Raw genomic sequence first — 25,633 nt, 5'->3', positions numbered from 1 at the left:
CCCACGCCGGGTCTGACGTTGTTGACCGCCATGCCCTGAGCCGCCCTGCCCTTTGCTACAAGGCGTCCGACTTGAGCACGACGCGAGAGGAGACCCGGTGACTGCCGGCGTTCCGACCGAGTTCCACCCGCCCGGTCCCGAAAGCTTCGATCTTCCGCCGATCATCAACGGCGTCGACTGGTTCACCAAGCCCGTGCTGGTGGCCGGCCTGTCCGTCGTACTGATCGTCTGGTTCTTCTGGGGTGCGTCCCGCAAGGCCGAGATCGTGCCGAGCAAGCTGCAGTTCGCCGGTGAGCTCGGCTACAACTTCGTCCGCAACTCGATCGCCCGGGACGCCATCGGCAGCGCCGAGCACATGAAGTACGTGCCGTACCTGTGCGGCCTGTTCTTCTTCATCCTGCTGAACAACGTCGCCGCGACGATCCCGCTGGTCCAGTTCCCGACCTTCAGCCACATCGGCTGGGCGTACGCCGCCGCGATCATGAGCTGGGTCATCTACAACGTGGTCGGGATCCGGAAGCACGGCCCCTGGGGCTACTTCAAGCACCAGACCATGCCGGCCGGCGTGCCGGTCTGGCTGATGCCGCTGATGATCCCGATCGAGTTCATCTCGAACATCCTGGTCCGGCCGGTCTCGCTGAGCCTGCGGTTGTTCGCCAACATGTTCGCCGGTCACATCCTGCTGCTGGTCTTCGTGCTCGGCGGCGAGTACCTGATCTTCGAGGCCGGCAGCATCCCGCTGGCCGGCGTCGGTGTCGTCACCATCCTGATGGGGTTCGCGATCGCCGGACTGGAACTGTTCGTCCAGTGCATCCAGGCCTACATCTTCGTCGTGCTGACCGCGCAGTACATCGGCAGCGCCATCGCCGAGGACCATTGATCCGCAGTACCGCAGTATCCCTTAGACCCGTAGTAACGGAAACCCGGATAGCCCCTATCCGTACCGAAAGGAACACACTGCAATGACCGCACTCGAGATCTCCGGCAACATCGCAGTACTGGGCTACGGCCTCGCCGCGATCGGCCCGGGCGTCGGCGTCGGTCTGATTTTCGCAGCCGTGATCAACGGCACCGCGCGTCAGCCCGAGGCCCAGAGCAAGCTGCAGTCGATCGCCTGGATCGGCTTCGGCGTGACCGAGGTTCTGGCGATCATCGGTATCGCTCTGGCCTTCGTCTTCCGTTCTGCCTGAGCTACTTCCTCTGACTGACAGGATTCAGACATGTTGACGATGGTGCTACCGCTGAGCGAGGCGGGCGAGAGCCCGAGCCCGTTGATGCCGCACACGGCCGAGATCATCTTCGGCTTCGTCTTCCTGATCCTGCTGGCCATCGCCTTCGCCAAGGTCGTCGTCCCGAAGTTCGAGAAGGCGTACGCCGATCGGACCGCGGCGATCGAAGGCGGGATGAACGAGGCCAAGCAGGCCCAGGCCGAGGCGAAGGCGGCACTGGAGAAGTACAACGCGCAGCTGGCGGAGGCTCGCCAGGAGGCTGCGAAGATCCGTGAGGACGCGCGGGAGCAGGGTGCGCAGATCATCGCGGAGATGCGTGAGCAGGCCAACGCCGAGGCCGAGCGCATCGTGACGCACGCACGGACCCAGATCGACGCCGAGCGGGCCCAGGCGGTCGCCTCGCTGCGCAGCGAGGTCGGCCACATGGCCACCACCCTGGCCGGCCGGATCGTCGGCGAGTCGCTCGAGGACGAGGCGCGTCAGCGTCGCACCGTCGAGCGGTTCCTGGCTGATCTCGAGGCGTCGGAGTCCGCGCGTCAGGCCGTCGGAACGGACGGCTGATGCGCGGCGCGTCGAAGGAGTCACTGGCCCGGGCCCAGGAGGTCCTGGCGGGTGTCACCGTCACCGAGGAGCTGGGCACCGAGCTGTTCTCGGTCGCCAAGTTGCTGGACGGCAGCGGTGCGCTCCGGCGCGCACTGACCGATCCGGCCCGCCCGCAGGCGGCCCGGACCGGCCTGGTGCAGCAGTTGTTCGGCGGCAAGATCTCCGCCCAGGCGCAGGAGATCCTGACCGCCGCCGTGGCCGGCCGCTGGGTCAGCGGCCGCGACCTCGGCAACGCGCTGGAGCAGTTGAGCGTCGAGGCCGACGTGGCGCACGCCGACTCGGGGCGCAAGCTGGACGAGGTCGAGGACGAGCTGTTCCGGCTGGACCGGGTGGTCTCGGCCGAGCGGGCGCTGAGCGAGAAGCTCAGTGACCGGAGCATCCCGGTCAAGCTGCGGCAGCAGCTGATCCACGGCCTGCTGCAGGGCAAGGCCGACGGGGTCACCGTGCGGCTGGTCGAGCGCGCGGTCGACGGCCGGGGGCGCAGCTTCGCGGCCTCGATGCGGGCCTACCAGGTCGCCGCGGCGGCCCGGCGCAACGCCAGCATCGCCACCGTGCGGGTCGCCACCGACCTGTCCGAGGCGGACCGCACCCGGCTGAGCGAGGCGCTCGGGCGGCAGTACGGCCGGGACATCCAGCTGAACGTGATCGTCGACCCGAACGTGGTCGGCGGCGTGCGGGTGGACATCGGCGACGAAGTGATCGACGGAACCATCGCGGCCAGGCTCGACGAAGCGCAACGGCGCATCGCCGGCTGACGGCTCTTACGACATAAAACTTATGGTGCTAAGGGTCGGGAAAGCCTTTAGGGCCACAACAGGCCAGCAAGGTCAAGGAAGCAGGAAACACAATGGCTGAGCTCACGATCAGGCCGGAGGAGATCCGGGACGCCCTGGATCAGTTCGTCAACGAGTACCAACCGGAGGAGACCAGCCGGGAAGAGGTCGGCACCGTCATCGACGCCGGTGACGGGATCGCGCACGTCGAGGGTCTGCCCTCGGCGATGACGAACGAGCTGCTCGAGTTCGAGGACGGCACCCAGGGCATCGCGCTGAACCTCGACGTCCGCGACATCGGTGTCGTCGTCCTCGGTGAGTTCGACGGGATCGAGGAGGGCCAGCAGGTCCGCCGGACCGGGCAGGTCCTGTCGGTGCCGGTCGGCGAGGGCTACCTCGGCCGCGTCATCGACCCGATGGGCAAGCCGATCGACGGCCTGGGCGAGATCAAGGACCTCGAGGGCACCCGTGCGCTCGAGCTGCAGGCGGCCGGTGTGATGGACCGCCAGGAGGTCCGCGAGCCGCTGCAGACCGGTATCAAGGCGATCGACGGCATGATCCCGATCGGCCGCGGCCAGCGCCAGCTGATCATCGGCGACCGCAAGACCGGCAAGACCGCGATCGCGATCGACACGATCATCAACCAGAAGGCCAACTGGGAGTCCGGCGACCCGAAGAAGCAGGTCCGCTGCATCTACGTCGCGATCGGCCAGAAGGGCTCGACCATCGCCGCCGTCCGCGGCGCGCTGGAAGAGGCCGGCGCGATGGACTACACCACCATCGTGGCCTCCCCGGCGTCCGACCCGGCCGGCTTCAAGTACGTCGCGCCGTACACCGGTTCGGCCATCGGCCAGCACTGGATGTACCAGGGCAAGCACGTGCTGATCGTCTTCGACGACCTGAGCAAGCAGGCCGAGGCGTACCGCGCGATGTCGCTGCTGCTGCGCCGCCCGCCGGGCCGCGAGGCGTACCCGGGTGACGTCTTCTACCTGCACAGCCGCCTGCTGGAGCGTTGCGCGAAGCTGTCCGACGAGCTCGGCGCCGGCTCGATGACCGGTCTGCCGGTCATCGAGACCAAGGCGAACGATGTGTCGGCCTTCATCCCGACCAACGTCATCTCGATCACCGACGGCCAGATCTTCCTGCAGTCGGACCTGTTCAACGCCAACATCCGCCCCGCCATCGACGTCGGTATCTCGGTGTCCCGGGTCGGCGGTGCCGCGCAGGTCAAGGGCATGAAGAAGGTCTCCGGCTCGCTGAAGCTGGACCTGGCCCAGTTCCGCGCGATGGAGGCGTTCGCGATGTTCGCCTCCGACCTCGACGCCACCTCGCGTCGTCAGCTCGACCGCGGTCAGCGTCTGGTGGAGCTGCTCCGTCAGCCGCAGTACTCGCCGTACCCGGTGGAGGAGCAGACCGTCTCCATCTGGGCCGGTACGACGGGCAAGTTCGACGACGTCCCGACCAACGACGTGCTCCGCTTCGAGCGCGACTTCCTCGACTACCTGCGGCGGGAGAGCAAGGTGCTCGACTCCGTCCGCGAGTCCGGCCAGTTCGACGACGACGCGGCCGCTGCCGTGACGGAGGCGCTGGACGCGTTCAAGCCGACCTTCCAGACCTCGGACGGCCAGCTGCTGGTCGGCTCCGAGGCGCCGGCCGAGGCGATGGACGAAGAGGACGTCGAGCAGGAGCAGATCGTCCGGCAGAAGCGGGGCTGATCGACCGTGCCAGCCAGTCTGCGGGAGCTTCGCGAGCGTAAGGCCTCGGTCTCGACGATCAAGAAGCTCACCCGCGCGATGGAGCTCATCGCGGCGTCCCGGATCGTCAAGGCGCAACAGCGCGCCCAGTCGGCCGGTCCGTACGCGCGTGAGCTCACCCGTGCCGTGTCGGCGGTGGCGACGTTCTCGAACGTCGACCACCCGCTGACCACCGAGAAGCCGAACCCGAAGCGGGCGGCGGTGCTGCTGATCACCTCCGACCGCGGCCAGGCCGGCGCCTACTCGTCCAACGTGATCCGCGAAGGCGAGCGGCTGAACACGTTGCTGCGCGAGGAAGAGAAGCAGATCGTCCCGTACCTCAGCGGCCGCAAGGGCGTGGCGTACTACACCTTCCGGCAGCGGGAGATCGCCCAGTCGTGGACCGGTGACTCCGACAACCCGAGCTTCGCCCGGGCCCGGGAGATCGCCGACGCGCTGATCGAGGCCTTCCTGACCCCGACCGAGGAGGGCGGCGTGGACGAGATCCACATCGTCTTCACCCGGTTCGTGTCGATGCTGACCCAGCGCACGGACGTGATCCGGCTGCTGCCGCTGGAGGTCGTCGAGGGAACCGAGGCGCCGGCCGAGGACGACGTACTGCCGTTGTACGAGTTCGAGCCGTCCGCCGAGGACGTGCTGGACGCGTTGCTGCCCAAGTACGTCGCCAGCCGGATCCACTACTGCATGCTGCAGGCGGCGGCCTCCGAGCTGGCCAACCGGCAGCGCGCGATGAAGTCGGCGACGGACAACGCGCAGGATCTGATCGAGAAGCTGACACGGGACCTGAACCAGGCCCGCCAGGCCCAAATTACCCAGGAAATCAGCGAGATCGTCGGTGGCGCCAGCGCGCTGGCCGACGCGACCGCCGGGAGCGAGTGAGAGAGATGACTGCCACGGTTACCGAGAAGAACAACGAGGCCGGCGCCGCAGGTGTCGGTCGCGTCGCCCGGGTGATCGGCCCGGTCGTCGACGTCGAGTTCGCGGCCGATGCGATGCCCGAGATGTACAACGCGCTCGGGGTGGACCTGACGCTCGGCGATGTCACCCAGACCATCACCCTCGAGGTGGCCCTGCACGTCGGTGACAACATCGTCCGGGCCATCTCGATGAAGCCGACCGACGGCCTGGTCCGCGGCGCCGAGGTGCGCGACACCGGCGCGGCGATCTCCGTGCCGGTCGGCGACGTCACCAAGGGCCGGGTCTGGAGCGTCACCGGCAAGTGCCTGAGCCAGGACGAGTCCGAGTTCGAGATCACCGAGCGCTGGCCGATCCACCGCAAGGCGCCGGCCTTCGACCAGCTCGAGTCGAAGACCGAGATGCTGGAGACCGGCATCAAGGTGCTCGACCTGCTCACGCCGTACGTGCAGGGTGGCAAGATCGGCCTGTTCGGCGGTGCGGGTGTCGGCAAGACGGTCATGATCCAGGAGATGATCTACCGGATCGCCCACAACTTCGGTGGTACGTCGGTGTTCGCCGGCGTGGGCGAGCGGACCCGTGAGGGCAACGACCTCATCAACGAGATGGAAGAGGCCGGCGTCTTCAAGGACACCGCGCTGGTGTTCGGTCAGATGGACGAGCCGCCGGGCACGCGTCTTCGCGTCGCGCTGTCGGCGCTGACGATGGCGGAGTACTTCCGCGACGTCAAGGAGCAGGACGTGCTGCTCTTCATCGACAACATCTTCCGGTTCACCCAGGCCGGTTCCGAGGTCTCCACCCTGCTCGGCCGGATGCCGAGCGCGGTCGGTTACCAGCCGAACCTGGCCGACGAGATGGGTGTGCTGCAGGAGCGGATCACCTCGACCCGGGGTCACTCGATCACCTCGATGCAGGCGATCTACGTGCCCGCGGATGACTACACCGACCCGGCGCCGGCGACCACCTTCGCCCACCTCGACGCGACCACCGAGCTCTCCCGCGACATCGCGTCGCGTGGTCTGTACCCGGCCGTCGACCCGCTGACCTCCACGTCGCGGATCCTCGACCCGCAGTACATCGGCCAGGAGCACTACGACGTGGCCGTCCGGGTGAAGCAGATCCTGCAGAAGAACAAGGAACTGCAGGACATCATCGCCATCCTGGGTGTCGACGAGCTCTCCGAAGAGGACAAGATCACCGTCGCGCGGGCGCGCCGGATCGAGCAGTTCCTCTCCCAGAACACCTACATGGCGGAGAAGTTCACCAACATCGCGGGTTCCACCGTGCCGCTGAAGGACACCATCGAGTCCTTCAAGAAGATCACCGAAGGCGAGTGCGACCACATCGCCGAGCAGGCGTTCTTCAACGTCGGTTCGCTCGAGGACGTCGAGCGCAAGTGGGCCGAGCTGCAGAAGGACAACTGAGATGGCCGAGGATTCTGCCAAGCACCTCGAGGTCGCGCTGGTCGCGGCCGAGCGGACGGTGTGGCAGGGCCAGGCCAAGATCGTCATCGCCCGGACCACGGACGGCGACGTCGGTATCCTGCCCGGCCACGCGCCGCTGCTGGGCCTGCTGCAGGGTGGCACCGTGCAGGTGCGGACCACCGACGACGAGTACTTCGTCGCGGCCGCACCGGACGGCTTCATCTCGGTGGCGAACGACCGGGTCTCGATCCTGGCCGAGAACGCCGAGATGGGTCACGACATCGACCTGGAGGAGGCCCGTCGCGATCTCGAGCGGGCCCTGGCCACCGGTAGCGACACCGAGGGTGCCCAGGAAGACGTCCGGCTCGCCGAAGCGAGGGTGATGGCCGCCGAGAAGGCGGACTGACCCGGGCGGTGGGGTGGGGCCGCAGTGACACTGAACCCACCTGCCATAATTACCCACCTGCGACAATTGAACATCGTCACTGACAGTACGGTTCTCCGGCGGTGCCCGGGGTAGTACCGATATTTGGCACCGGAAATGGGGTCGGCAAGGTATGAGGGTGGTCCTCGATGTCGTCGGGGTCTGTCTGCTTGCCGCCGTACTGCTGATCATTCTGTTCGCGTGCCGCCGTCGCTGGTTGTCCAGGGACGGCGGCACGTTCGATTGCAGCCTTCAGCTGGCGCAGAAGGACCACGGCCGCGGCTGGGCTCTCGGTCTGGCCCGGTACGTCGGCGACGACCTGCAATGGTTTCGCGTCTTCAGCCTCGCCTGGTGGCCGAAACTCGTGGTCAACCGCCGCCAGCTCGAAAGCGTCACCAGCCGTCGCCCGATGGGCAACGAGCCCCTGGTCACCTACGCCGGCCACGTCATCGTCGACGCCGAGCTCCGCGACCGCACGGTCCACTTCGCGATGACCGAAGAGGCCCTCACCGGCGTCCTCGCCTGGATGGAATCCGCCCCACCCAGCAGCCAGACCTACCACTGACATCTCAAGCTACTGACACCGCCACCCGAGGTCACCTAGGCTCACCTGCCGTGACCTGAGGGGGTCTTGATGAAGCATGGGAACAGAACGCCGGCGGGTGGGCCGGCGACAGCACTGGTGCCGTTCGACCTGTGGGGGAGCAGAGCCTGGTGCAACCAGGAGGTTGTGGGGGAGAGCCATCATCTTCCGGAGCTCCAGCGATTGTTCGGCCGGCTCGGCGGCCGGGAGCGTGAACTCGAGTGCTCCGCGTTCCTGGTGCCGGAGCCCGGCAATCGGTTCGATCCCGCCGCGGTCGCCGTACACATCGAGGGGCGGATCGTCGGTCACCTGCCGAGGGAGATCGCGGGTGACTACCGGCAGTGTCTGAGTGAGCTGACGGCACGCGGCCTCGCGGCCCGGGTGAACGCCAGGGTGTGGGGCGGTCTGGAGACGGACTACGAGACCAATCGTGCCGGTCGCCCGGTCGAGAAGGAGCGGTTCACCGCAAGCGTCACGATCGCGCTCGCGGAGCCTCATCTCTGTACGCCGGTCAACGCCCAACCCGTGGAGCCGCACCTGCTGCTGCCGGATGGTGGCGCTGTTCAGATCAGCGGCGAGGATCAGTGCATGCCGGCCATCGAGCCGTTCCTTCGCCCGGAAGGCGAGAGCTTCGTCTACGCGACGCTGCACGGGCTCACCGACACCGGTGCCCGGACAGCCAAGGAACTGGTCGAGGTGCGGATCGACGGCCTGCGCGTCGGTCAATTGACCCCGAAGATGAGCGCTGACCTGCGGCCGGCCATCCGTCATCTTGACCAGCAAGGCCTGCTCACCGCAGTCAAAGCCAAGATCAAAGGCAACCGGCTCAAGGCCGAGGTCACCGTCCATGGTGCGAAGGCCCACGAGTTGCCGGCTGATTGGCCGGCCGGGAGCGTCAAGTCTCTTCAACCGGTCGCCCATGCCCCGATCCCACCCCGGCCGACGCGGATCAGGTTTGTGCCCGCACCGGGCTGGCCACCACCGCCGGAAGGCTGGGAACCGCCGTCCGGGTGGATGCCTGACCCAGCCTGGCCTCCCGCACCACCCGGCTGGCAGTACTGGGTGATGGATTAATCGCCTGCTGGGTCCAGCTCGGCAGCGCCAGCGGCAACACCCGGTCGCTCGTCTCGCTACCAGGACCGTCCGCCACGGTCGACCAGCTCCGCCTGACCGTCACCGATGCCTCCGGAACCACCCCTGACATCGCCCGCGTCTACGAGGTCGCCGCCCACTGAACCTTGGAGGACCCGTGAACCGCTCCCGACCAGCCGGCCTGATCGCCAGTCTGCTTGCCATCGTCCTCCTACTCCCCGCGGTGCCGGCCGAGGCGTCGCGACCGCTGCAACTGGAGATCCTGTCCGGCCGCCCGGACAAGGTGACCGGCGGCGACGCGCTCGTGCATGTCGACCTGCCGGCCGGCGCTGAGCAGCTACAGGTGACGCTGAACGGCAGGGACGTGACCTCGGCGTTCACCGCCGACGGGCAGGGACTGACCGGTCTGGTCGGGGGCATGCGGTTGGGCTGGAACACCCTGCGAGCATCGGCCAGCGACGAACGAACCACCCTGGAAGTCCGCAACTATCCACGCCAAGGACCGGTCTTCTCCGGCCCGCACCAGCAGCCGTTCGTCTGCGAGACCGCGAGGTTCACCATCCCGGTCGTCGGCGGAACCCTTGGCGACCCGCTCGACGCCAACTGCACCGTCGCGCCGCGGGTCGACTACTTCTACCGGACGACCGCAGGCGAGTGGGCGGCCTGGCCCGCGCGCACCACGTCGTACCCGGCTGACCTTGCCCGCACCACCAACTCGCTCGGTGTGAAGGTGCCGTTCGTCGTACGGATGGAAACCGGCAGTGCCAACCGAGCGGTCGTCCAGACCAGCATGTTGCACGACCCGCTGAGTGAGCCGGTGCCAACACCGGTGCGGCGATCGGACGGCTGGAACGGCCGGGCGATCTTCACCCTCGGCGGCGGCTGCGCGGGCGGTTGGTACCGCTCCGGCAGCACCACCGGCGGCGTGACGGACGCCTTCCTGCTCGGCCGCGGCTACGCGTTGATGTCGTCGTCGCTGAACGTCTTCGGCCACAACTGTAACGACCTGACCGCGGCCGAGTCGGCGATGATGACGAAGGAACTGTTCGTCGAGCACTACGGCCGACCCGCGTACACCGTCGGCTTCGGCTGCTCGGGCGGTTCGTACCAGGCCCATCAGATCACCGACAACTACCCCGGCATCTTCGACGGGATCATCGTGGGCTGCTCGTTCCCGGACGTGGGGTTCGGGACGGTCACGTTCATCAGCGACGCGTGGCTGCTCGACTCGTACTTCACTTCCCGGGCGAGGGTTCCGTGGACCCAGGAGCAGAAACGTCAGGTGTCCGGCTTCGCGACATACGCGACGCTGCCGAGTATGGCGGTCAGCGCCGGGCGCATCGACGCGCGCCGCAACTGCGACATCATCCCGGCGGCCGATCGCTACGACCCGGTCCAGAACCCGCGTGGGGTGCGCTGCGATGTCTACGACCACGCGATCAACGCGTACGGCGCTGATCCGACGACCGGGTTCGCGCGGCGGCCGTTGGACAACGTGGGGGTCCAGTACGGACTCGGCGTACTGCGGTCGGGAGTGATCACGCCGGAGCAGTTCCTCGACCTGAACGAGCGGGTCGGCGGGTTCGATGCCGATGCGAACCTGGTGCCGGCCTGGACCGTGGCGGATCCGCAGGCGTTGCGCGCGGCGTACCGGACCGGACGGCTGACCAGCGGCGGGGGAGGGCTGGCCGACGTACCGATCATCGACTATCGCGCGTACTTCGACGATCAGTCGTACGGCGACATCCACGTCAGGTACCACACGTTCTCGATGCGGGCGCGGCTGGAGAAGGCTAACGGGACGGCGGCGAATCACGTGAGTTTGCTGGAGGACGCGCAGTACGGCCTCTTCAGCACGGCGAGCCCGCTGCTGCAACACGCGGTCGACTCGCTCGATCAGTGGCTGACCGAACTCGCCGCCGACGACTCGTCCCGGCCGCGGATCGACAAGATCGTCGACGCCCGGCCGTCCACCCTGGTGGAAGGCTGCCGTGGGCCCTCGGGTTTCCTCGCGCAGCCGCTGGACCGCGATCCGGCGTCCCGGTGCGAGCAGTTGTTCCCGTCCGCGTCGTTTCCGCGCGAGGTCGCCGGGGGAGATGTTGCCGCCGATGTGGTGAAGTGCCGGCTCCGTACGCCGGTCCGCACCGAGTACGGCGTGGATTGGACCGACGCGCAGTGGAAGCGGTTGCTCGGCATCTTCCCGGGTGGGGTCTGCGACTACTCCAAGCCGGGTATCGGCCAGCAACCACTCGCCGGCACCTGGCTCACCTTCCCAAACTGAACCGGAACCGGTGAGCCTGGGGCTGGAGATCGTACTGCGGCAGGACCGGCGCGCCGCTCGTCGGACTGCCGAGCCCGTGCTGCAGAGCATCAAGCGTCACCCACACCCGGTCGCCGGGCACCAGATCCTCCAGGTGCCCGGCGGCGGCGAGGTCGGCCGTCGTCCACCGGCGGGCGGTGAAGGCGAGGTGCGGCTCCCCCGTCAGCCTGAGCTTGCCGGCAGTGCCCGACAGCTCGGCCCACCGGACGTCACCCCGAGCGCCGTTCTCCTGCGGGAACAGATACGGAACTTGCAGGTCGTCGATGGTTGACGTGTATCGCCCGACCCGGCTCGCTGCCCGGGAGTCCGGATAAGCCTGCCCCGGCCCGAGCCCGAACCACGTGAGCTGCTGAAAGCCCGCCGGCAACCCGAGCGTCACTCCCACCCGTGCCCACGGCACCGTCCATTCACCAACCGGCTCCACTTCCACGTCCGCGCTCAGCCGCTCCCCGTCCGAGGTCCACCGGTACGTCGTCAACACCCGAGCATCCGTCGCAGCCGCCCCCACCATCGTCACGACCTGGAGTGTGTCGCCGTCCGCCTCCACGGAAACAGTCCGATACCGCAGCCGATGCAGCCCGGCGTTGGCCCACCGCGCCTTCCGATCCAACGTGCTGGCGTCCCAGGTGCGCGCATCGTGCTGAGTAGGCGCCCGCCACAACTCCAAAGGCACGTGCTCAACCGACCAGGCACCCAGGCTCACCAACCTCCCGGTCCGCGCGGAGAACCGCCCGAATCCGAGCTCGAGTTCGCCGCCACCCACCCGTTCCGGCCGCACAGCCGCGGGTCGGGGAGAAGTAGGAGAGGTTGTCGGCTTGAGCTGGGACTGGGTGAAAGCAACCTCGTGGCCAGCCACCGCCCAGGCTGTGTCGTTGGTTAGTACGGCTCGGACTGTTAGCCAGCGTTCGTGGTTCTGGAGTGGGGTGCTGAAGTCCGGCAGGTTCACGGTTGCTTCGCTGCCTGCTGCGATCACCGGCATTTCCAACGAGCCGCGCTCGACTGTCTCACCCTCGTCGGCCAGCTCCCACTGGAGGGACACGTGGGCTGTGTCGAGGACGTCGTACCTGTTGGTGATGTGCAGGACGTCATCAGACAGCGTCAAGTGGACTGGCTCGAAGGCTTTGCGGACTTCGAGGAGGACTGGTTGTGGGGTGAGGTCGGGGAAGACCAGACCGTCCAGCACGTACGTGCCGTCGTGGAGTTCTTCGCCGAAGTCGCCGCCGTACGCATACGTCCCGCCCGGCCGGAGGATGCCGTGTTCCATCCACTCCCAGAGGAAGCCGCCCTGGCAGCGTTCGTACCGGTGGAAGAGCTCTTCGTACTCCGCGATCCCACCCGGACCGTTGCCCCCGGCATGGGAATACTCGCAGAGCACGAACGGCATCGCCCGCCGCCGCGCGTCCAGCCGGGGATCGTCCAACGGCTTCTCGGCCCGCTTCCCGATCGCCTCGACCTCCGCATGCGAGGCGTACATCCGGCTGTACACGTCCACCTCCGCACAGCTCAGATCGCCCTCGTAGTGCACCGGCCGCGACGGATCGCGGTCCCGCGTCCACGACGCCATCGCCGACAGATTCCGCCCGACTCCGGCCTCGTTGCCGAGCGACCACATGATCACCGACGGATGGTTCTTGTCCCGCTCCACCAACCGGCGCATCCGGTCCAGCGACGCGGCCTCGAAGGTCGGGTCGTCGGCCGGATTCCCGCGCCAGTCCAGCAGGAAGAACCCGTGCGTCTCGTAGTCGCACTCGTCCATCACCCAGAACCCGAGCTCGTCGCACAACTCCAGCAGCCGCGAGTCCGGCGGGTAGTGACTGGTCCGGATCGCGTTGATGTTGTGCTGCTTCATCACCAGCAGTTCCTGCCGCAGCCGGTACTCCGGCACGACGCGACCCAGCACGGGATCGTGCTCGTGTCGGTTGACGCCGTGGAACAGCACCCGCCGCCCGTTGACCGTCAGTACGCCGTCCACGATCGCCACCGTCCGGAACCCGATCCGCAGCGACACGGTCTCACCGGGAGTCTCCACGACGGCGTCGTACAACCGCGGCACCTCCGCAGACCACGGTTCGACGGCCGGGATCGTCACGGTCTCCCCGACCGCGGCCGAGACACCCAGCGAAGGAACCCGCACCACCGCGCCAGCCGCAGCAGCCTCCACCAGCAATGTGCCGGCGCCGGTCAGATGGTCGTAGTCCGCGTGCACGAACACATCAGCCAAACCATCGGCCGGTCGAGCGAGTAGCGTGACATCGCGGAAGATCCCCGGCAGCCACCACATGTCCTGGTCCTCGAGGTAACTCCCCGACGACCACTGATGCACCCGCACCGCCAGCACGTTCCGCCCGGGCAGCAGCACAGGGCCCACGTCGAACTCGCTCGGCAGCCGGCTCCCACGCGTCACCCCGAGCTCCACGCCGTTCAGCCACACCCGCGCACACGAGTCGACCCCGTCGAAACGCAGCACCGAAGGCCCGTCCCAGGGCGCCTCGAACACCAGCCGGTAGTCGCCGGTCGGGTTCTCGTCCGGCACGTACGGCGGATCGACCGGGAACGGGTATGGCTGGTTGGTGTAGATCGGCTGCCCGAAGCCGTGCATCGGCCAACTCGACGGAACCGGGATCGACGCCCACTCGGAGTCGTCGAAGTCCTCCCGTTCAAACCCTCGAACGGCCTCCTCCACCGATTCCGCGAAGTGGAACCGCCAGGTCCCGTTCAGGCTGATCGAGGGTGCGTCGGAACGGACAGCCGCGCGCGGCGGCAGAACGCCGTACCCGGGTCCGGGGTCCTCGTAGTAAGTCATCTCATCCTTCTTCTGCGGTTAGCATGCTGGGCATGACGACGGCGAGTGCGGGACAGGGGCCGCGGCCGGTTGCCCGGCGGCAGCCGTCGGCTGATCATTTGCGGCTGCTCACCAAGGTCGCGAAGCTCTACCACGAGCAGGGCGTCCGCCAGCCCCAGATCGCCGCGCAGCTGCACATCTCGCAGCCGCGGGTGTCCCGGTTGCTCAAGCAGGCCGTGGTGGCCGGCATCGTGCGTACGGTCGTCATCCCGCCGAGCGGCGTACACACCGAGCTGGAGGACGCGATCGAGCAGCGGTACGGGCTGCGTGAGGTGATCGTCGTCGACGCCAGCGGTGAGGACGACGCGCACATCATCCCGGCGCTGGGCGCGGCCGCCGCGGTGTACCTGGAGACCACGCTCACCGGCGGTGACCGGATCGGCATCTCGTCGTGGAGCTCCACCCTGCTGGCGACCGTCGAGTCGATGACACCGCGGCCGACGCAGGTCGCCGAGGAGGTTGTGCAGGTGCTCGGCGGTGTCGGCAATCCGGCCGCTCAGGCCCGGGCCGCGCGGTTGATCGGCCGGCTGGCGGATCTGACCGGCGCCGCGCCGGTGCTGCTGCCGGTGCCCGGTCTGGTCGGCAGCGTGAACGCGAAGCGGACCCTGGTGAAGGACGCGGTCGTCAGCGAGGTGATGGACGCCTGGTCCAGGCTGACTCTGCTGCTGGTCGGAATCGGCAGTCTGGAGCCGTCGCCGCTGCTCAGGGAGAGCGGGAACGCTATGACCGCCGAGGACCAGAAGGTGCTGCGCGACCAGGGCGCGGTCGGCGACATCTGCCTGCGCTTCTTCGACGCAGACGGCAAACCGGTCCGGTCCGAGCTCGACCAGCGGGTGCTCGGGCTGTCCGCGGCTCAGGTGCGCAGCGACGACCTGCGCAGCGTCGGGGTCGCGGGCGGCATGCGCAAGTACGCCGCCATCCGCGCGGCGCTGCTCGGAGGCTGGGTCGACGTCCTCATCAGCGACCGCACCGTCGCCGAGCGCCTCGCAGCAGACTGAGCGACAGCCCGAGCTAGCGGGCATCGATCCACACAGTCATCGGCCCGACCGCCCGGTTGGCCCATGCGTAGTAGGGGATCGCAGTGAACGTCCGACCGTCCCGAGCCGGCACCTCGACCGTCGTCACCCCACCCAGCAACTCCGGCCGCTCAGCCTCGAGCAGGTCTCCGGCCACGACAGCCGCCTCATCCAGTACGACGTCCTGGTCCAGCTGCTCGAAGCAGTACACCAACGGCCCACGCTCGATCGCCACACACCCGCGCACCGAGTCCACCCGATCGTCCGGCACCGTACGACGTGCCTGCACCGGCAACTCCAGCACCACCTCGTCGCCGACCGCCCAGACCCGGCGCAACGGACCGACTGACTGCTCGACCCCGTTGACCGTCAAGGTGCAGTCGTCGGCCCACGCGGGAATGCGCAGCCCCAACGTCCACGGCTCCTGAGGTGCCTCGGTCACGCGCACGGTCACCGTGCCGTGCCACGGATACCGCGTCTCGACCTCGAACCCGACTGCTCCAACCGGGAGCTCAACCCGGACCGAAGCCGGCGTATAGAGCTGCAACTGCACCCCGTCGTCGTCCGAGGTCGCGACCAGTTGGTCGAGGGACGAGAGCGTGCGCATCACGTTCGGCGGGCAGCACGCCGTACCGAACCACCCCTGCCGCCCTGCCGCCGCCGACCGCTGATCATCCGCGAACGCACCCTGGCGCACCTTCAACGTGTTCACGTAGAAGAACTCGCGACCGGTCAGCGAGACACCGGAGATGACCGCGTTGTACAGGGTCCGCTCGATCAGGTCGGCGTACTGACTCTCGCCGGTCGCGAGCAGCAGTCGCCAGCTCCACTGGACACTGGCGATCGCCGCACACGTCTCGCAGTACGCCGCATCCGGCGGCAACTCGAACGGGTCACCGAACGCCTCGCCGTACCACCGTGACCCGACGCCGCCGGTCAGGTACGTCTGACTGTCGACCATGGTCTGCCATGACGCCTTCAGTGCGTCGAGCAGCTCAGGATCTCCCGTCTCGACCGCGACGTCGGTCGCTCCCGCGGCGAGATACAACGCCCGCACCGCGTGCCCGGCGAGTGTTCGCACGGAACGCACCGGCAGGTGGTCCTGGAAGTACGCCGGGCCGTGATGGCCCGGTGGCTCCAGCAACCCGTGACCACGCGCCTCCACGAAGTACGAGGCCAGTTCGAGGTACGACGACGTCCCCGTCTCCCGGTACAGGTCGACCAGTGCCATCTCGATCAGCGGATGACCATCGATGCCCTCGGTGCGACCAGGCCCGAACGTCTTGCAGAGCAGATCGGCGAACCGGGTCGCGACCTCGAGCAACGTCCGGTCGCCGGTCGCGCGTGACTGTGCGACAGCCGCCTGCAGTAGATGACCCGCGCAGTACAGCTCGTGCCCCTTCTCCAGGTCACCGAACCGCTCGCCGTCGAGCACCAGCCGCACGTAGCTGTTCAGATACCCGTCCGGCTCTTGCGCTGCCTCGACCAACGCGTTCGTAGCCGTCTGCCACTCCGCGAGTTCGGGCGACGGCGACCGGGTCTGCTCCCAGGCGACGGCCTCGAGCCATTTGTAGACATCGGTGTCGGCGAAGAGCTTTCCGGCGAACCCGTCGCCGACGGGTTCGTGGCCGGCGGCGCGGCGAAGGTTCCGTAGCGTTCCCGCCTCTTCCAGGCGACGAGCCGCGGCCGGGATCGTCGACGTCCGATTGATCTCCTGACGCTCCCGCCAGAAGCCGTCGGTGATTTTGGCGGCGCCAAGGGGGAGTGGGCGTAGTGGCATGCATGAAGGTAACCATTGCCCGCGAGCACCGGGCAAGGCTTCAGTGCAAACGATTGCCGCCGAACGAAGCGCAGACTGCAAACGATTGCGGAAACCGGGTGTCATGCTCTTGACATCGGCTCGTAACCTCCGTGACCATGAGGCCGTCGTTCCATTCGAAGCTGACTAGATATTCAGAATCTGATTGGCTCAGCAGCCCGCCCCCTGCCGAAAGTGAGGCATGGACGATGACCGAAGCATCCACCGGCTGGACCCGCCGCGGGTTCGTCGGAACCACCGCTGCCGTCGGTGCCGCCGCCACGCTGGGCATCACGGTGCCCGCCCAGGCCGTGCGCACCCAGACCACCGAGGACAGGCTGCCCGCCTTCCCCGGCGCCGAAGGTGCCGGCAAGTGGTCGAAGGGCGGCCGCGGCGGATCCGTCTACGAGGTGACCAACCTCAACGACTCCGGCCCCGGCTCGCTCCGCGACGCCGTCTCCGGCTCGGACCGGACCGTGGTCTTCCGCGTCTCCGGCACGATCGAGCTCGAGACGGGCCTGGAGATCGCCGGCAGCAACCTGACCATCGCAGGCCAGACCGCCCCCGGCGGCGGGATCTGCGTGTCCGGACGCGGCACCAACGTCAAGGGTGGTGCGCACGACATCGTGATCCGCTACCTGCGGTTCCGGCTCGGTGATCGCAACGCGGCCGCCGACGACGCGTTCAACACCAACGTGCCCGGCTCGGTCAGTCCGGAGATCCGGAACCTGATCATCGACCACTGCTCGTTCAGCTGGGCGGTCGACGAGTGCCTGTCGCCGTACGGGAACTTCGACGTCACCATCCAGTGGTGCATCATCGCGGAGGGTCTCGCCCTGTCGGCGCACCCGAAGAGCCGGCACGGGTACGGCGGGATCTGGGGCGGTGAGCGCAACAGCTACCACCACAACCTGATCGCCCACCAGGGCGGCCGGCAGCCGCGGTTCGGCTACACCGAGAACATCAATCTCGAGGTCGACCACCGCAACAACGTGGTCTACGACCACGGCTACACCTCGGTGTACGGCGGGGAGTGGGCCAACGGCATCAACATCGTCGGCAACTACTACAAGCCCGGCCCGACCACGCTGTCCGAGGTCGCCCCGGTCATCCTGAGCGCGAACCGCGGCGGCCAGTGGTACGTCGCCGGCAACCAGGTCGAAGGCCATCCGGACGTCACCGCGCACAACCGCCGCGGGATCCGGTACCCGATCGGCGGTATCAACGAGCTGTCCCGGCCGCAGCCGTTCGCGGACGAGATCGAGACCCAGTCCGCAGCCAAGGCGTACGAGGCCGTCCTCGCCAACGCCGGTGCCATCCTGCCGCGGCGGGACGCGGCCGACGCGCGGATCGTCAACGACGCCCGCAACGGCACTGGCCGGCTGATCAACTCGCAGAAGGAGGTCGGCGGCTTCCCGGTGCTGGCCTCGACCGAGGCGGCCGCCGACTCCGACCACGACGGCATCCCGGACTGGTGGGAGAAGGCGAACGGGCTCGACCCCAACGACCCGTCGGACGCCCAGAAGATCGCGCCGAACGGCTACACCTACCTGGAGAACTACCTCAACTCGATCGTCCCCGACCCGGTCGGCAACCCGAAGGTCGAGATCACCAGCCCGAAGTTCAACCAGACGATTCCCGGCCGGACGGCGCCCACCGTGACGGTCGAGGCCGACGCCGCCGCGGCCAAAGGTGGCGAGCTGGCCACGGTCGAGTTCTTCTCCGGTGAGCAGCTGATCGGCACCGCGACGAGAGCGCCGTACCGGATCGAGTGGAAGAACGTTGCCGACGGCTCCTACTGGCTCACCGCCCGGGCGACCGACCGCAACGGCACGGCGACCCAGTCGACCCAGGTGCCGGTGCACGTCAACCTGCAGTCCGGCACTCCGGGCTGGACGTCGGCGGCGGTCGGCAAGCCGCCGGTGCCGGGATCGGCCAGCCTCGACGGCGGGATCCTGACGGTCAAGGGCTCCGGCCGGATCCTCGGCCGGACCAGCAACTTCCACTACGTCCACCGCAAGCTGCAGGTCGGCGGTGCCGGATCGGTCGCCCAGATCACCGCCCGGCTGGACAAACTCGCCAAGGTGGCCAACGGACTCACCGCCGGGCTGATGATCCGCGACAGTCTCGACCCGGCCGCCCCGTTCATGTACGGCGGGATCGGGTTCGGCGTGGCCGGCGGTACCGGCACGATCGGCGACGCCGGCGGGGTTGCCAATGTCACCGATGACGGCGGCATGAAGGCCCAGGCGATCCGGTTCCAGACCGACGGGCCGTCGCCGAGTGTCGGCCCGTGGCCGTGGACCGAGGACGAGTACCTCGACCCGGCCCAGCAGTACTGGCTGCGGCTGCTCCGGCGCGAGCGGCCGCAGGCCCGGGAGGTCGAGTTCGAGGCCTTCATAGCTATTGCAGATGGCAACTCCACCGACAAGGTCAAGTGGGACCGGTTCGGCTACGAGCGAATCGCGATGCCGAGCCGGACCTTCTACATCGGCTTCGCGGTCGACGGGGGCAAGGAGGACAACGCCCTCGTGGACTACGGGACCGCGCAGTTCAGCAACATCACGGTCGAGCAGTGAGGAAAGTGACGATGTCCGGAGATTTACGCAAGGTCGACCGGCGACGGGTGCTGCAGGGCGGTCTCGGGCTGCTGGCCGTGGCCACCGTGCCCGGGTGCAGCTTCTTCGACACCAAGCCCGCGGGGGCCGGCGCGCAGGCCGCGACGGCGGACCAGCTGGAGTCGCCGATGCTGAAGGCCCTGGTCGACAAGGGCACCTTGCCGCCGCTGGCCGAGCGGCTGCCGAAGAACCCGCCGGTGATCAAGCCACTGGCCGGCAAGGCGGTGTACGGCGGGACCTGGCGCTCGGCGATGCTGACCCAGGAGGACACCCAGTGGCTGTGGAACGCCCTGGCGTACGAGCCCCTGGTCCGCTGGAGGCCGGACAAGACCGGCAAGCCCGGGTACGACGAGATGGAAGCGAACGTCGCCGAGTACACGGTCGATGCCGAGAGCAAGGTGATCACCTTCACGCTCCGCGAGGGCCTGAAGTGGTCCGACGGGAAGCCCTGCACCGCGGACGACATGCTGTTCACGCTGCTCGAGGTGCAGTGCGACGCCGGGCTGCACCCGGACGGGATCTACGACGCCTTCGCCTCGCCGGACACCGGCAAGATCGCGACGATGGAGAAGGTCGACGAACGGACCGTCAAGCTCACCTACACCGCGCCGCAGCCGTCGCTCATCATCCAGATCGCCGACGGCATCTTCCTGCGCGAGGGTGCGTATGGGATGCTGCTGCCGAAGCACTACTTCCAGCAGTTCCACCTCAAGTACAACCCGAACGCGAACGCGCTGGCGAAGAAGGCCGGCGTCGGCAGCTGGACCGACCTGTTCGCGCAGAAGCAGAACCCGTGGACGAACCCGGAGCAGCCGACGCTCGCACCGTGGAAGGTGACCACTCCGCTGGGCAAGGGCTCCGCGGTCACCCTGACCCGGAACCCGTACTACTGGAAGGTCGACGACGCGGGCCGGCAACTGCCCTACATCGACGCCTGCCGGGTCGAGGTCGTCCAGGACGCCCAGGTCGAGCTGCTCAAGGTGATGAACGGCGAGTTCGGCATGCAGTACCGCAACTTCGGTACGCCGCAGAACAAGCCGGTGGTGGCGCAGAACCGGGAGAAGGGCGCCTACCGGATCTTCGAGGTGCCGACTCAGCTGACCAACACGATGATCATCGGCATCAACCAGACCCACAAGAACCCGGTCAAGCGGGCGCTGTTCGCGAACAAGGACTTCCGGATCGGCCTGTCGTACGCGATCAACCGCAAGGAGATCATCGACGCGGTGTACGCCGGTCAGGGCGAGCCGTGGAACTGCGCTCCGCCGAAGGATTCGCCGTACTACAACGAACAGCTCGCCACGCAGTACCTGGAGTTCGACGAGGCGAAGGCGAACGAGCACCTGGACAAGGCCGGGCTGAAGAAGGCCGCGGACGGCCGGAGGCTGGGTGCGGACGGCAAGCCGGTGTCGGTGACCGTGCTGGTGAGCGAGTCGTTCCCGGACCACGTCGAGGCGATCGAGTTCGTGAAGAAGCGCTGGCGTGCCGTCGGTGTCGAGTTGCGGACCCAGGCGGTCAGCGAGGACCTCGCCAAGGAGCGGGTCAAGGCCAACGACCACGACGCCGGGACGTGGACCGGCGGTACTTTCGTGCTGCCGACCGGCACCGGCGGTGACCACTACTGGGTGCCCACCAACGACGGCAGCGCGCGGTACGGCATCGGCTGGGCGCAGTGGTACCAGTCCGACGGCGAGGAAGGTGTCGAGCCGCCGGCCGAGGTCAAGAAGCAGCTCGAGCTGTTCACCAAGGGCCGGCAGGAGCCGGACCCGGCGAAGACCCTCGACCTGGGCAAGCAGATCCTGCAGATCGCGGCCGACCAGTTCTACTACATCGGCCTCAGCAGCGTCCCGAACACCTACGGGATCGCGAAGAACGACTTCCACAACGTGCCGGAGAAGATGATCGAGGCCGTTGCCCCCGGCATCGTCCACCCCGAGCAGTTCGCGATCGGACAGTAGATGCTGCGCTACCTCGGCCGGCGGCTGGTGTGGATGGCAGTGACGCTGGCGGCGATCTCGTTCGTCACCTTCGTCGTCATCAAGCTGCCGCCGGGCGACTACACCACCACGGTCATCGCGAACGCCGAGGCCCGTGGCCAGGACATCCCGGACTCGCAGATCGCCGAGCTCAAACGGCACTACGGCTTGGACAAACCGTTCCTGGTGCAGTACTGGACCTGGATCTCCGGTGTGGTCCTGCACGGCGACCTCGGTCAGTCGTTCGCCTGGAACCAGTCGGTGGCCAGCCTGATCGGCAACCGGGTGCTGCTCTCGATCCTGCTGTCGATCGGCAGCCTGCTGTTCGTCTGGTCGATCGCCTTCCCGATCGGCATCTACAGCGCGCTGCGGCAGTACTCACCCGGTGACTACGTCGCGTCGTTCCTCGGCTTCATCGGGATGGCCGTTCCGGAGTTCATGCTCGCGCTGGTGATGATGTGGATCGGGTTCCGGTACTTCGGCCAGAGCGTCGGCGGACTGTTCTCCCCCGAGTACGCCGACGCGGCCTGGAACCTGGGCAAGTTGATCGACCTCATATCGCACCTCTGGGTGCCCATAGTCGTGGTCGGCGTGGCCGGCACGGCCGGGTTGATCCGGATAACCCGGGCCAACCTGCTCGACGAGTTGCACAAGCCGTACGTCGCGACCGCACGGGCCAAGGGGTTGCCGGAGTGGAAGCTGCTGGTCAAGTACCCGGTCCGGATGTCGCTCAGCCCGTTCTTCAGCACGGTCGGCTGGCTGCTGCCCGGTCTGATCAGCGGCGAGACGATCGTGTCGGTCGTGATGAGCCTGCCGACCAGCGGGCCGCTGCTGCTCGGCGCGGTGAAGAGCCAGGACATGTACCTGGTCGGCAGTTTCGTCCTCATCCTCAGCGCGCTGACGGTGATCGGCACGATGCTCAGCGACCTCGCGCTGGCCTGGTGGGACCCGCGGATCCGCCACCGGCTGTCGAAGGGATAGGCCCCGATGGTTCAGACAATCCAGCAACAGCCCGCGCCGCCGCCCCAGGCCGAGTCCGAGGTGGTGAAGAGCCTGCGCGACCACGGCGCGCTGCCGCAGTGGCGGTTGATGTGGCGCCAGTTCCGCAAACACCGGCTGGCGTTGATCGGGCTGATCGTGCTGGTCCCGATCTACTTCATCGCGGTCTTCTCGGGCTTCTTCGCGCCGGCCGCCAGCGACTCGGCCCACACGGCCCTGCCGTACGCGCCGCCCCAGCGGGTGCACCTCTCCACCGAGCACGGCATGTTCGTCTACGGCTACTCCTCCACGCGCAACCAGGAGACGTTCGAGCAGACCTTCACGGTCGACAAGAACAAGATCGTCGACGTCGGCCTGTTCGTCCGCGGTGACGAGTACAAGGTCCTCGGGCTGATCCCGTCCGACATCCACCTGATCGGCCCGACCAAGGCCGGCGAGCCGTTCTTCCTGCTCGGTGCCGACCAGTCCGGCCGCGACCTGCTGTCCCGGCTGATCCACGGTGCCCGGGTGTCGCTGTCGATCGGCCTGGTCGGTGTGTTCGCCAGCTTCATTCTCGGCATCCTGATCGGCGGTATCTCCGGGTACTTCGGCGGTCCGATCGACAACGCGATCCAGCGCGTCATCGAGTTCATCATGTCGATCCCGACGCTGCCGTTGTGGATGGCGTTGTCGGCGGCCTTGCCCAACAGTTGGGGGCCACTGACCAGATACTTCGCGATCACGGTGATCCTCTCGCTGATCGGCTGGACCGGGCTGGCCCGCGACGTCCGCGGCCGGTTCCTCAGCCTGCGCGAGGAGGACTTCGTGATGGCGGCGCGACTGGACGGGGTCGGCCGCGGCGGGATCATCGTCGGCCACATGGTGCCGTCGTTCGCCAGCCACATCATCGCGTCGGTGTCGATGGCGGTACCGCGGATGATCCTCGGCGAGACCAGCCTGAGCTTCCTCGGGCTCGGCCTGCAGGCACCGGCCGTCAGTTGGGGTGTGCTGCTCGAAGGCGCGCAGAACATCCGCGCGGTCGCCACCGCCCCCTGGCTGCTGACGCCGGGTCTCGCGGTCGTGGTCGTCGTACTGGCCATGAACTTCGTCGGCGACGGCCTCCGCGACGCCGCGGACCCCTACAAGTAGGAGCACTTTCATGGCTCAGCCACTGTTGGAGGTCCGCGATCTGCGGACGCATTTCGAGCTCGAGGACGGCGTGGTCAAGGCCGTCGACGGTGTGAGTCTGACCGTCGAGCGGGGCCGCACGCTGGCCGTGGTCGGGGAGTCGGGGTGCGGCAAGAGCGTCACCGCACGCTCGATCCTGCGCCTGGTCGAACGCCCGGCCCGGATCGTCGGCGGCCAGATCCTCCTGTACGGCGACCAGCCCGCCGACGACCCGCTGGACCTGCTGGCCGCGAGTGACAAGCGGCTCCGGCAGACGCGCTGGTCGGAGATCGCGATGGTGTTCCAGGAGCCGATGGCCTCCCTCAGCCTGGTGCACACGATCGGCGACCAGATCATCGAGGCGATCCGGCTGCACACAGGAGTCGGCAAGGTCGAGGCCCGCGAGCGCGCGATCGAGTTCCTCGGCCGGGTCGGCATCCCGGACGCGAAGCGCCGGGTGGACTCGTACCCGTTCGAGCTCAGTGGTGGCATGCGGCAACGAGCGATGATCGCGATGGCGCTGTCCTGCCGGCCGCGGCTGCTGATCGCGGACGAGCCCACGACCGCGCTGGACGTCACCACCCAGGCCCAGATCCTCGACCTGCTCCAGGACCTCCAGCAGGAGCTCGGCATGGCGATCATGCTGATCACCCACGACCTCGGCGTGGCCGCGCAGGTCGCCGACGAGGTGGCCGTGATGTACCTCGGCGAGGTGGTCGAACACGGGCCGGCCGCGTCGGTGCTGAGCGAGCCCAAACACCCGTACACCCAGGCGCTGGTCCGATCGGTGCCCCGGCTCGGGCAACGTGGCCGGGGCCGGCTGGCCGCCGTCCGCGGGACTGTGCCACCGCCGTACGAACGACCGGCGGGCTGCCGGTTCCATCCGCGGTGTGACGCGTTCATGGCCGGGAAGTGCGACCTGACCGTGCCGACGCGGGTGCGCAGCGACGACATCGACGTCGCCTGCCTGCTGTACGGCGAGGAGGAGCGGTGTTGAATGCCGCGCCTCCGGCGCGGGGGTCATGGGGCTCTAACTCCCGGCCTTCCCTCGTCACTCCAGTCGCTTCGCTCCCTCCGCTCCTCAGTCCAGGCCGGGAGGCCCCATGACCAACCTGCTGACGACCGACGGTTTGACCATGCACTTCCCGCTGCACACCGGGTTCTTCGGCCGGAACCGCGGTGTGGTGAAGGCGGTGGACGGTGTCGACCTGTCGATCAAGGCGGGCCGGACCCTCGGGCTGGTGGGGGAGTCGGGATGTGGGAAGACCACACTCGGCCGGTGCATCGTGCGGGCCTACGAGCCGACGTCGGGCAGCATCCACTACGACGGCGTGGATCTGGCCAAGCTGTCCGAGAAGGACCTGAAGCCCTATCGCGCGCAGATCCGGCTGATCTTCCAGGACCCGCACTCGTCCCTCGATCCGCGCAAGACGCTGCGCGACATCATCGCCGAACCGTTGCGGGTGCAGGAGCGTGGTTCGCGCGGCGACATCGACGACAAGGTCGCGGAGCTGCTGAAGCGGGTCGGGCTGCGAGCGGAGTACGCGCATCGCTACCCGCATGCCTTCAGCGGTGGCGAGCGGCAGCGGGTGGTGATCGCCCGGGCCCTCGCGACCGATCCGCGGCTGGTGGTCGCGGACGAGGCGGTCAGTGCGCTCGACGTGTCGGTCCGGGCCCAGATCCTCAACCTGCTGAAGGACCTGCAGGAGGAGTCCGGACTCACCTACCTGTTCGTTTCCCACGACCTCGGCATCGTCGAGCACGTCGCCGACGACGTCGCGGTGATGTACGTCGGCAAGCTGGTCGAGAGCGCTTCGACCGACGAGTTGTACAGCAAGCCGCTCCACCCGTACACCGAGGCGCTGCTGAGCGCCGTACCCGATCCTGATCCGGCGTCGCGCGGCAAGCGGTCGCGGATCATGCTGCGCGGCGAGATCGCGGACCCGTCCAGGGTGCCGCCCGGCTGTCCGTTCAGTCCGCGCTGCGGATATGCCGAGGAGCGCTGCCGCACCGAAGTCCCGCAGCTGCGCGAGGTGGGTGGCCGCCGGGTCGCCTGTCACTTCGCCGAGCAGCTCGACCTGAAGGGTGTCGCCACGGCCGCGACGGCCTGACGACACCACC

At 67.9% G+C, this 25,633-nt stretch carries 20 protein-coding genes; 18 read left to right on the top strand and 2 right to left on the bottom strand.

Translation table 11 applies throughout. The features are described from left to right. Nucleotides 1-97: 97 nt before the first annotated feature. The 11 genes from atpB to ACGFIF_RS24495 all read left to right on the top strand — a co-directional run bounded on the left by atpB (nucleotide 98) and on the right by ACGFIF_RS24495 (nucleotide 11,078). Complete coding sequence (gene atpB, locus ACGFIF_RS24545; protein ID WP_393157550.1) at nucleotides 98-880, top strand: F0F1 ATP synthase subunit A; 783 nt, start codon at nucleotides 98-100, stop codon at nucleotides 878-880. 82 nt (nucleotides 881-962) lie between these two features. Then, on the top strand, nucleotides 963-1,190 hold the full coding sequence (atpE, locus tag ACGFIF_RS24540; protein WP_132213696.1) for an ATP synthase F0 subunit C: 228 nt from the start codon (nucleotides 963-965) through the stop codon (nucleotides 1,188-1,190). Nucleotides 1,191-1,220: 30 nt separating this feature from the next. Beyond that, a complete protein-coding gene (locus ACGFIF_RS24535) occupies nucleotides 1,221-1,790 on the top strand; it encodes a F0F1 ATP synthase subunit B (RefSeq protein WP_393157549.1) in 570 nt (189 codons plus the stop codon). Next, a complete protein-coding gene (locus ACGFIF_RS24530; RefSeq protein ID WP_393157548.1) occupies nucleotides 1,790-2,587 on the top strand; it encodes a F0F1 ATP synthase subunit delta in 798 nt (265 codons plus the stop codon). The genes ACGFIF_RS24535 and ACGFIF_RS24530 overlap by 1 nt, the downstream gene beginning before the upstream one ends. Before the next feature lie 92 nt (nucleotides 2,588-2,679). After that, nucleotides 2,680-4,320 carry a F0F1 ATP synthase subunit alpha gene (gene atpA, locus ACGFIF_RS24525; protein ID WP_393157547.1) on the top strand — a complete coding sequence of 547 codons (1,641 nt, stop codon included), beginning with the start codon at nucleotides 2,680-2,682 and terminating at the stop codon, nucleotides 4,318-4,320. Between the two features lie 6 nt (nucleotides 4,321-4,326). After that, entirely contained in the window at nucleotides 4,327-5,238 is a 912-nt protein-coding gene (locus tag ACGFIF_RS24520; protein ID WP_393157546.1) for a F0F1 ATP synthase subunit gamma, read from the top strand. Between the two features lie 5 nt (nucleotides 5,239-5,243). Next, entirely contained in the window at nucleotides 5,244-6,698 is a 1,455-nt protein-coding gene (atpD, locus tag ACGFIF_RS24515; protein ID WP_393157544.1) for a F0F1 ATP synthase subunit beta, read from the top strand. 1 nt (nucleotide 6,699) lies between these two features. Further along, entirely contained in the window at nucleotides 6,700-7,104 is a 405-nt protein-coding gene (locus ACGFIF_RS24510; protein WP_393157543.1) for a F0F1 ATP synthase subunit epsilon, read from the top strand. 151 nt (nucleotides 7,105-7,255) lie between these two features. Beyond that, nucleotides 7,256-7,687: a DUF2550 domain-containing protein gene (locus ACGFIF_RS24505; RefSeq protein ID WP_393157542.1), complete on the top strand. Its 432-nt coding sequence runs from the start codon at nucleotides 7,256-7,258 to the stop codon at nucleotides 7,685-7,687. Between the two features lie 69 nt (nucleotides 7,688-7,756). Then, nucleotides 7,757-8,779, top strand: coding sequence for a hypothetical protein (locus tag ACGFIF_RS24500; RefSeq protein WP_393157541.1), 1,023 nt, complete (start codon nucleotides 7,757-7,759; stop codon nucleotides 8,777-8,779). A gap of 175 nt (nucleotides 8,780-8,954) precedes the next feature. Next, nucleotides 8,955-11,078 (top strand): DUF6351 family protein, encoded by a 2,124-nt coding sequence (locus ACGFIF_RS24495; RefSeq protein WP_393157540.1) that lies wholly within the window; start codon nucleotides 8,955-8,957, stop codon nucleotides 11,076-11,078. On the opposite strand, the gene ACGFIF_RS24490 is transcribed toward ACGFIF_RS24495, so the two are convergent. Continuing rightward, nucleotides 11,062-13,920: a glycoside hydrolase family 2 TIM barrel-domain containing protein gene (locus ACGFIF_RS24490; RefSeq protein ID WP_393157539.1), complete on the bottom strand. Its 2,859-nt coding sequence runs from the start codon at nucleotides 13,918-13,920 to the stop codon at nucleotides 11,062-11,064. The two genes, ACGFIF_RS24495 and ACGFIF_RS24490, sit on opposite strands and share 17 nt — an antisense overlap. A gap of 32 nt (nucleotides 13,921-13,952) precedes the next feature. Between ACGFIF_RS24490 and ACGFIF_RS24485 the strand changes: the two genes are divergently transcribed. Then, nucleotides 13,953-14,957 (top strand): sugar-binding transcriptional regulator, encoded by a 1,005-nt coding sequence (locus tag ACGFIF_RS24485; protein ID WP_393157537.1) that lies wholly within the window; start codon nucleotides 13,953-13,955, stop codon nucleotides 14,955-14,957. A gap of 13 nt (nucleotides 14,958-14,970) precedes the next feature. On the opposite strand, the gene ACGFIF_RS24480 is transcribed toward ACGFIF_RS24485, so the two are convergent. Then, a complete protein-coding gene (locus ACGFIF_RS24480; RefSeq protein WP_393157536.1) occupies nucleotides 14,971-16,755 on the bottom strand; it encodes a glycoside hydrolase family 127 protein in 1,785 nt (594 codons plus the stop codon). A 227-nt stretch (nucleotides 16,756-16,982) separates the two neighbouring features. On the opposite strand from ACGFIF_RS24480, the gene ACGFIF_RS24475 reads away from it, so the two are divergent. The 6 genes from ACGFIF_RS24475 (at nucleotide 16,983) to ACGFIF_RS24450 (ending at nucleotide 25,623) form a co-directional block, all read left to right on the top strand. Next, on the top strand, nucleotides 16,983-19,352 hold the full coding sequence (locus tag ACGFIF_RS24475; protein WP_393157534.1) for an Ig-like domain-containing protein: 2,370 nt from the start codon (nucleotides 16,983-16,985) through the stop codon (nucleotides 19,350-19,352). Between the two features lie 11 nt (nucleotides 19,353-19,363). Beyond that, nucleotides 19,364-21,349 (top strand): ABC transporter substrate-binding protein, encoded by a 1,986-nt coding sequence (locus ACGFIF_RS24470; protein ID WP_393157532.1) that lies wholly within the window; start codon nucleotides 19,364-19,366, stop codon nucleotides 21,347-21,349. After that, a complete protein-coding gene (locus ACGFIF_RS24465; protein ID WP_393157530.1) occupies nucleotides 21,350-22,348 on the top strand; it encodes an ABC transporter permease in 999 nt (332 codons plus the stop codon). 6 nt (nucleotides 22,349-22,354) lie between these two features. Then, a complete protein-coding gene (locus ACGFIF_RS24460) occupies nucleotides 22,355-23,494 on the top strand; it encodes an ABC transporter permease (RefSeq protein WP_393157528.1) in 1,140 nt (379 codons plus the stop codon). A gap of 10 nt (nucleotides 23,495-23,504) precedes the next feature. Continuing rightward, complete coding sequence (locus tag ACGFIF_RS24455) at nucleotides 23,505-24,509, top strand: ABC transporter ATP-binding protein (protein WP_393157526.1); 1,005 nt, start codon at nucleotides 23,505-23,507, stop codon at nucleotides 24,507-24,509. A 106-nt stretch (nucleotides 24,510-24,615) separates the two neighbouring features. After that, nucleotides 24,616-25,623, top strand: a complete 1,008-nt coding sequence (locus ACGFIF_RS24450) for an ABC transporter ATP-binding protein (protein WP_393157524.1) — start codon at nucleotides 24,616-24,618, stop codon at nucleotides 25,621-25,623. The last annotated feature ends 10 nt before the right edge of the window (nucleotides 25,624-25,633 follow it).

The organism is Kribbella sp. NPDC049174 (assembly GCF_043197365.1).
In the GTDB taxonomy this organism is placed as follows: Bacteria; Actinomycetota; Actinomycetes; order Propionibacteriales; family Kribbellaceae; genus Kribbella.
The sequence above is the reverse complement of the archived record's forward strand: the minus strand, read 5'-3'. Positions and strand labels throughout refer to the sequence as shown.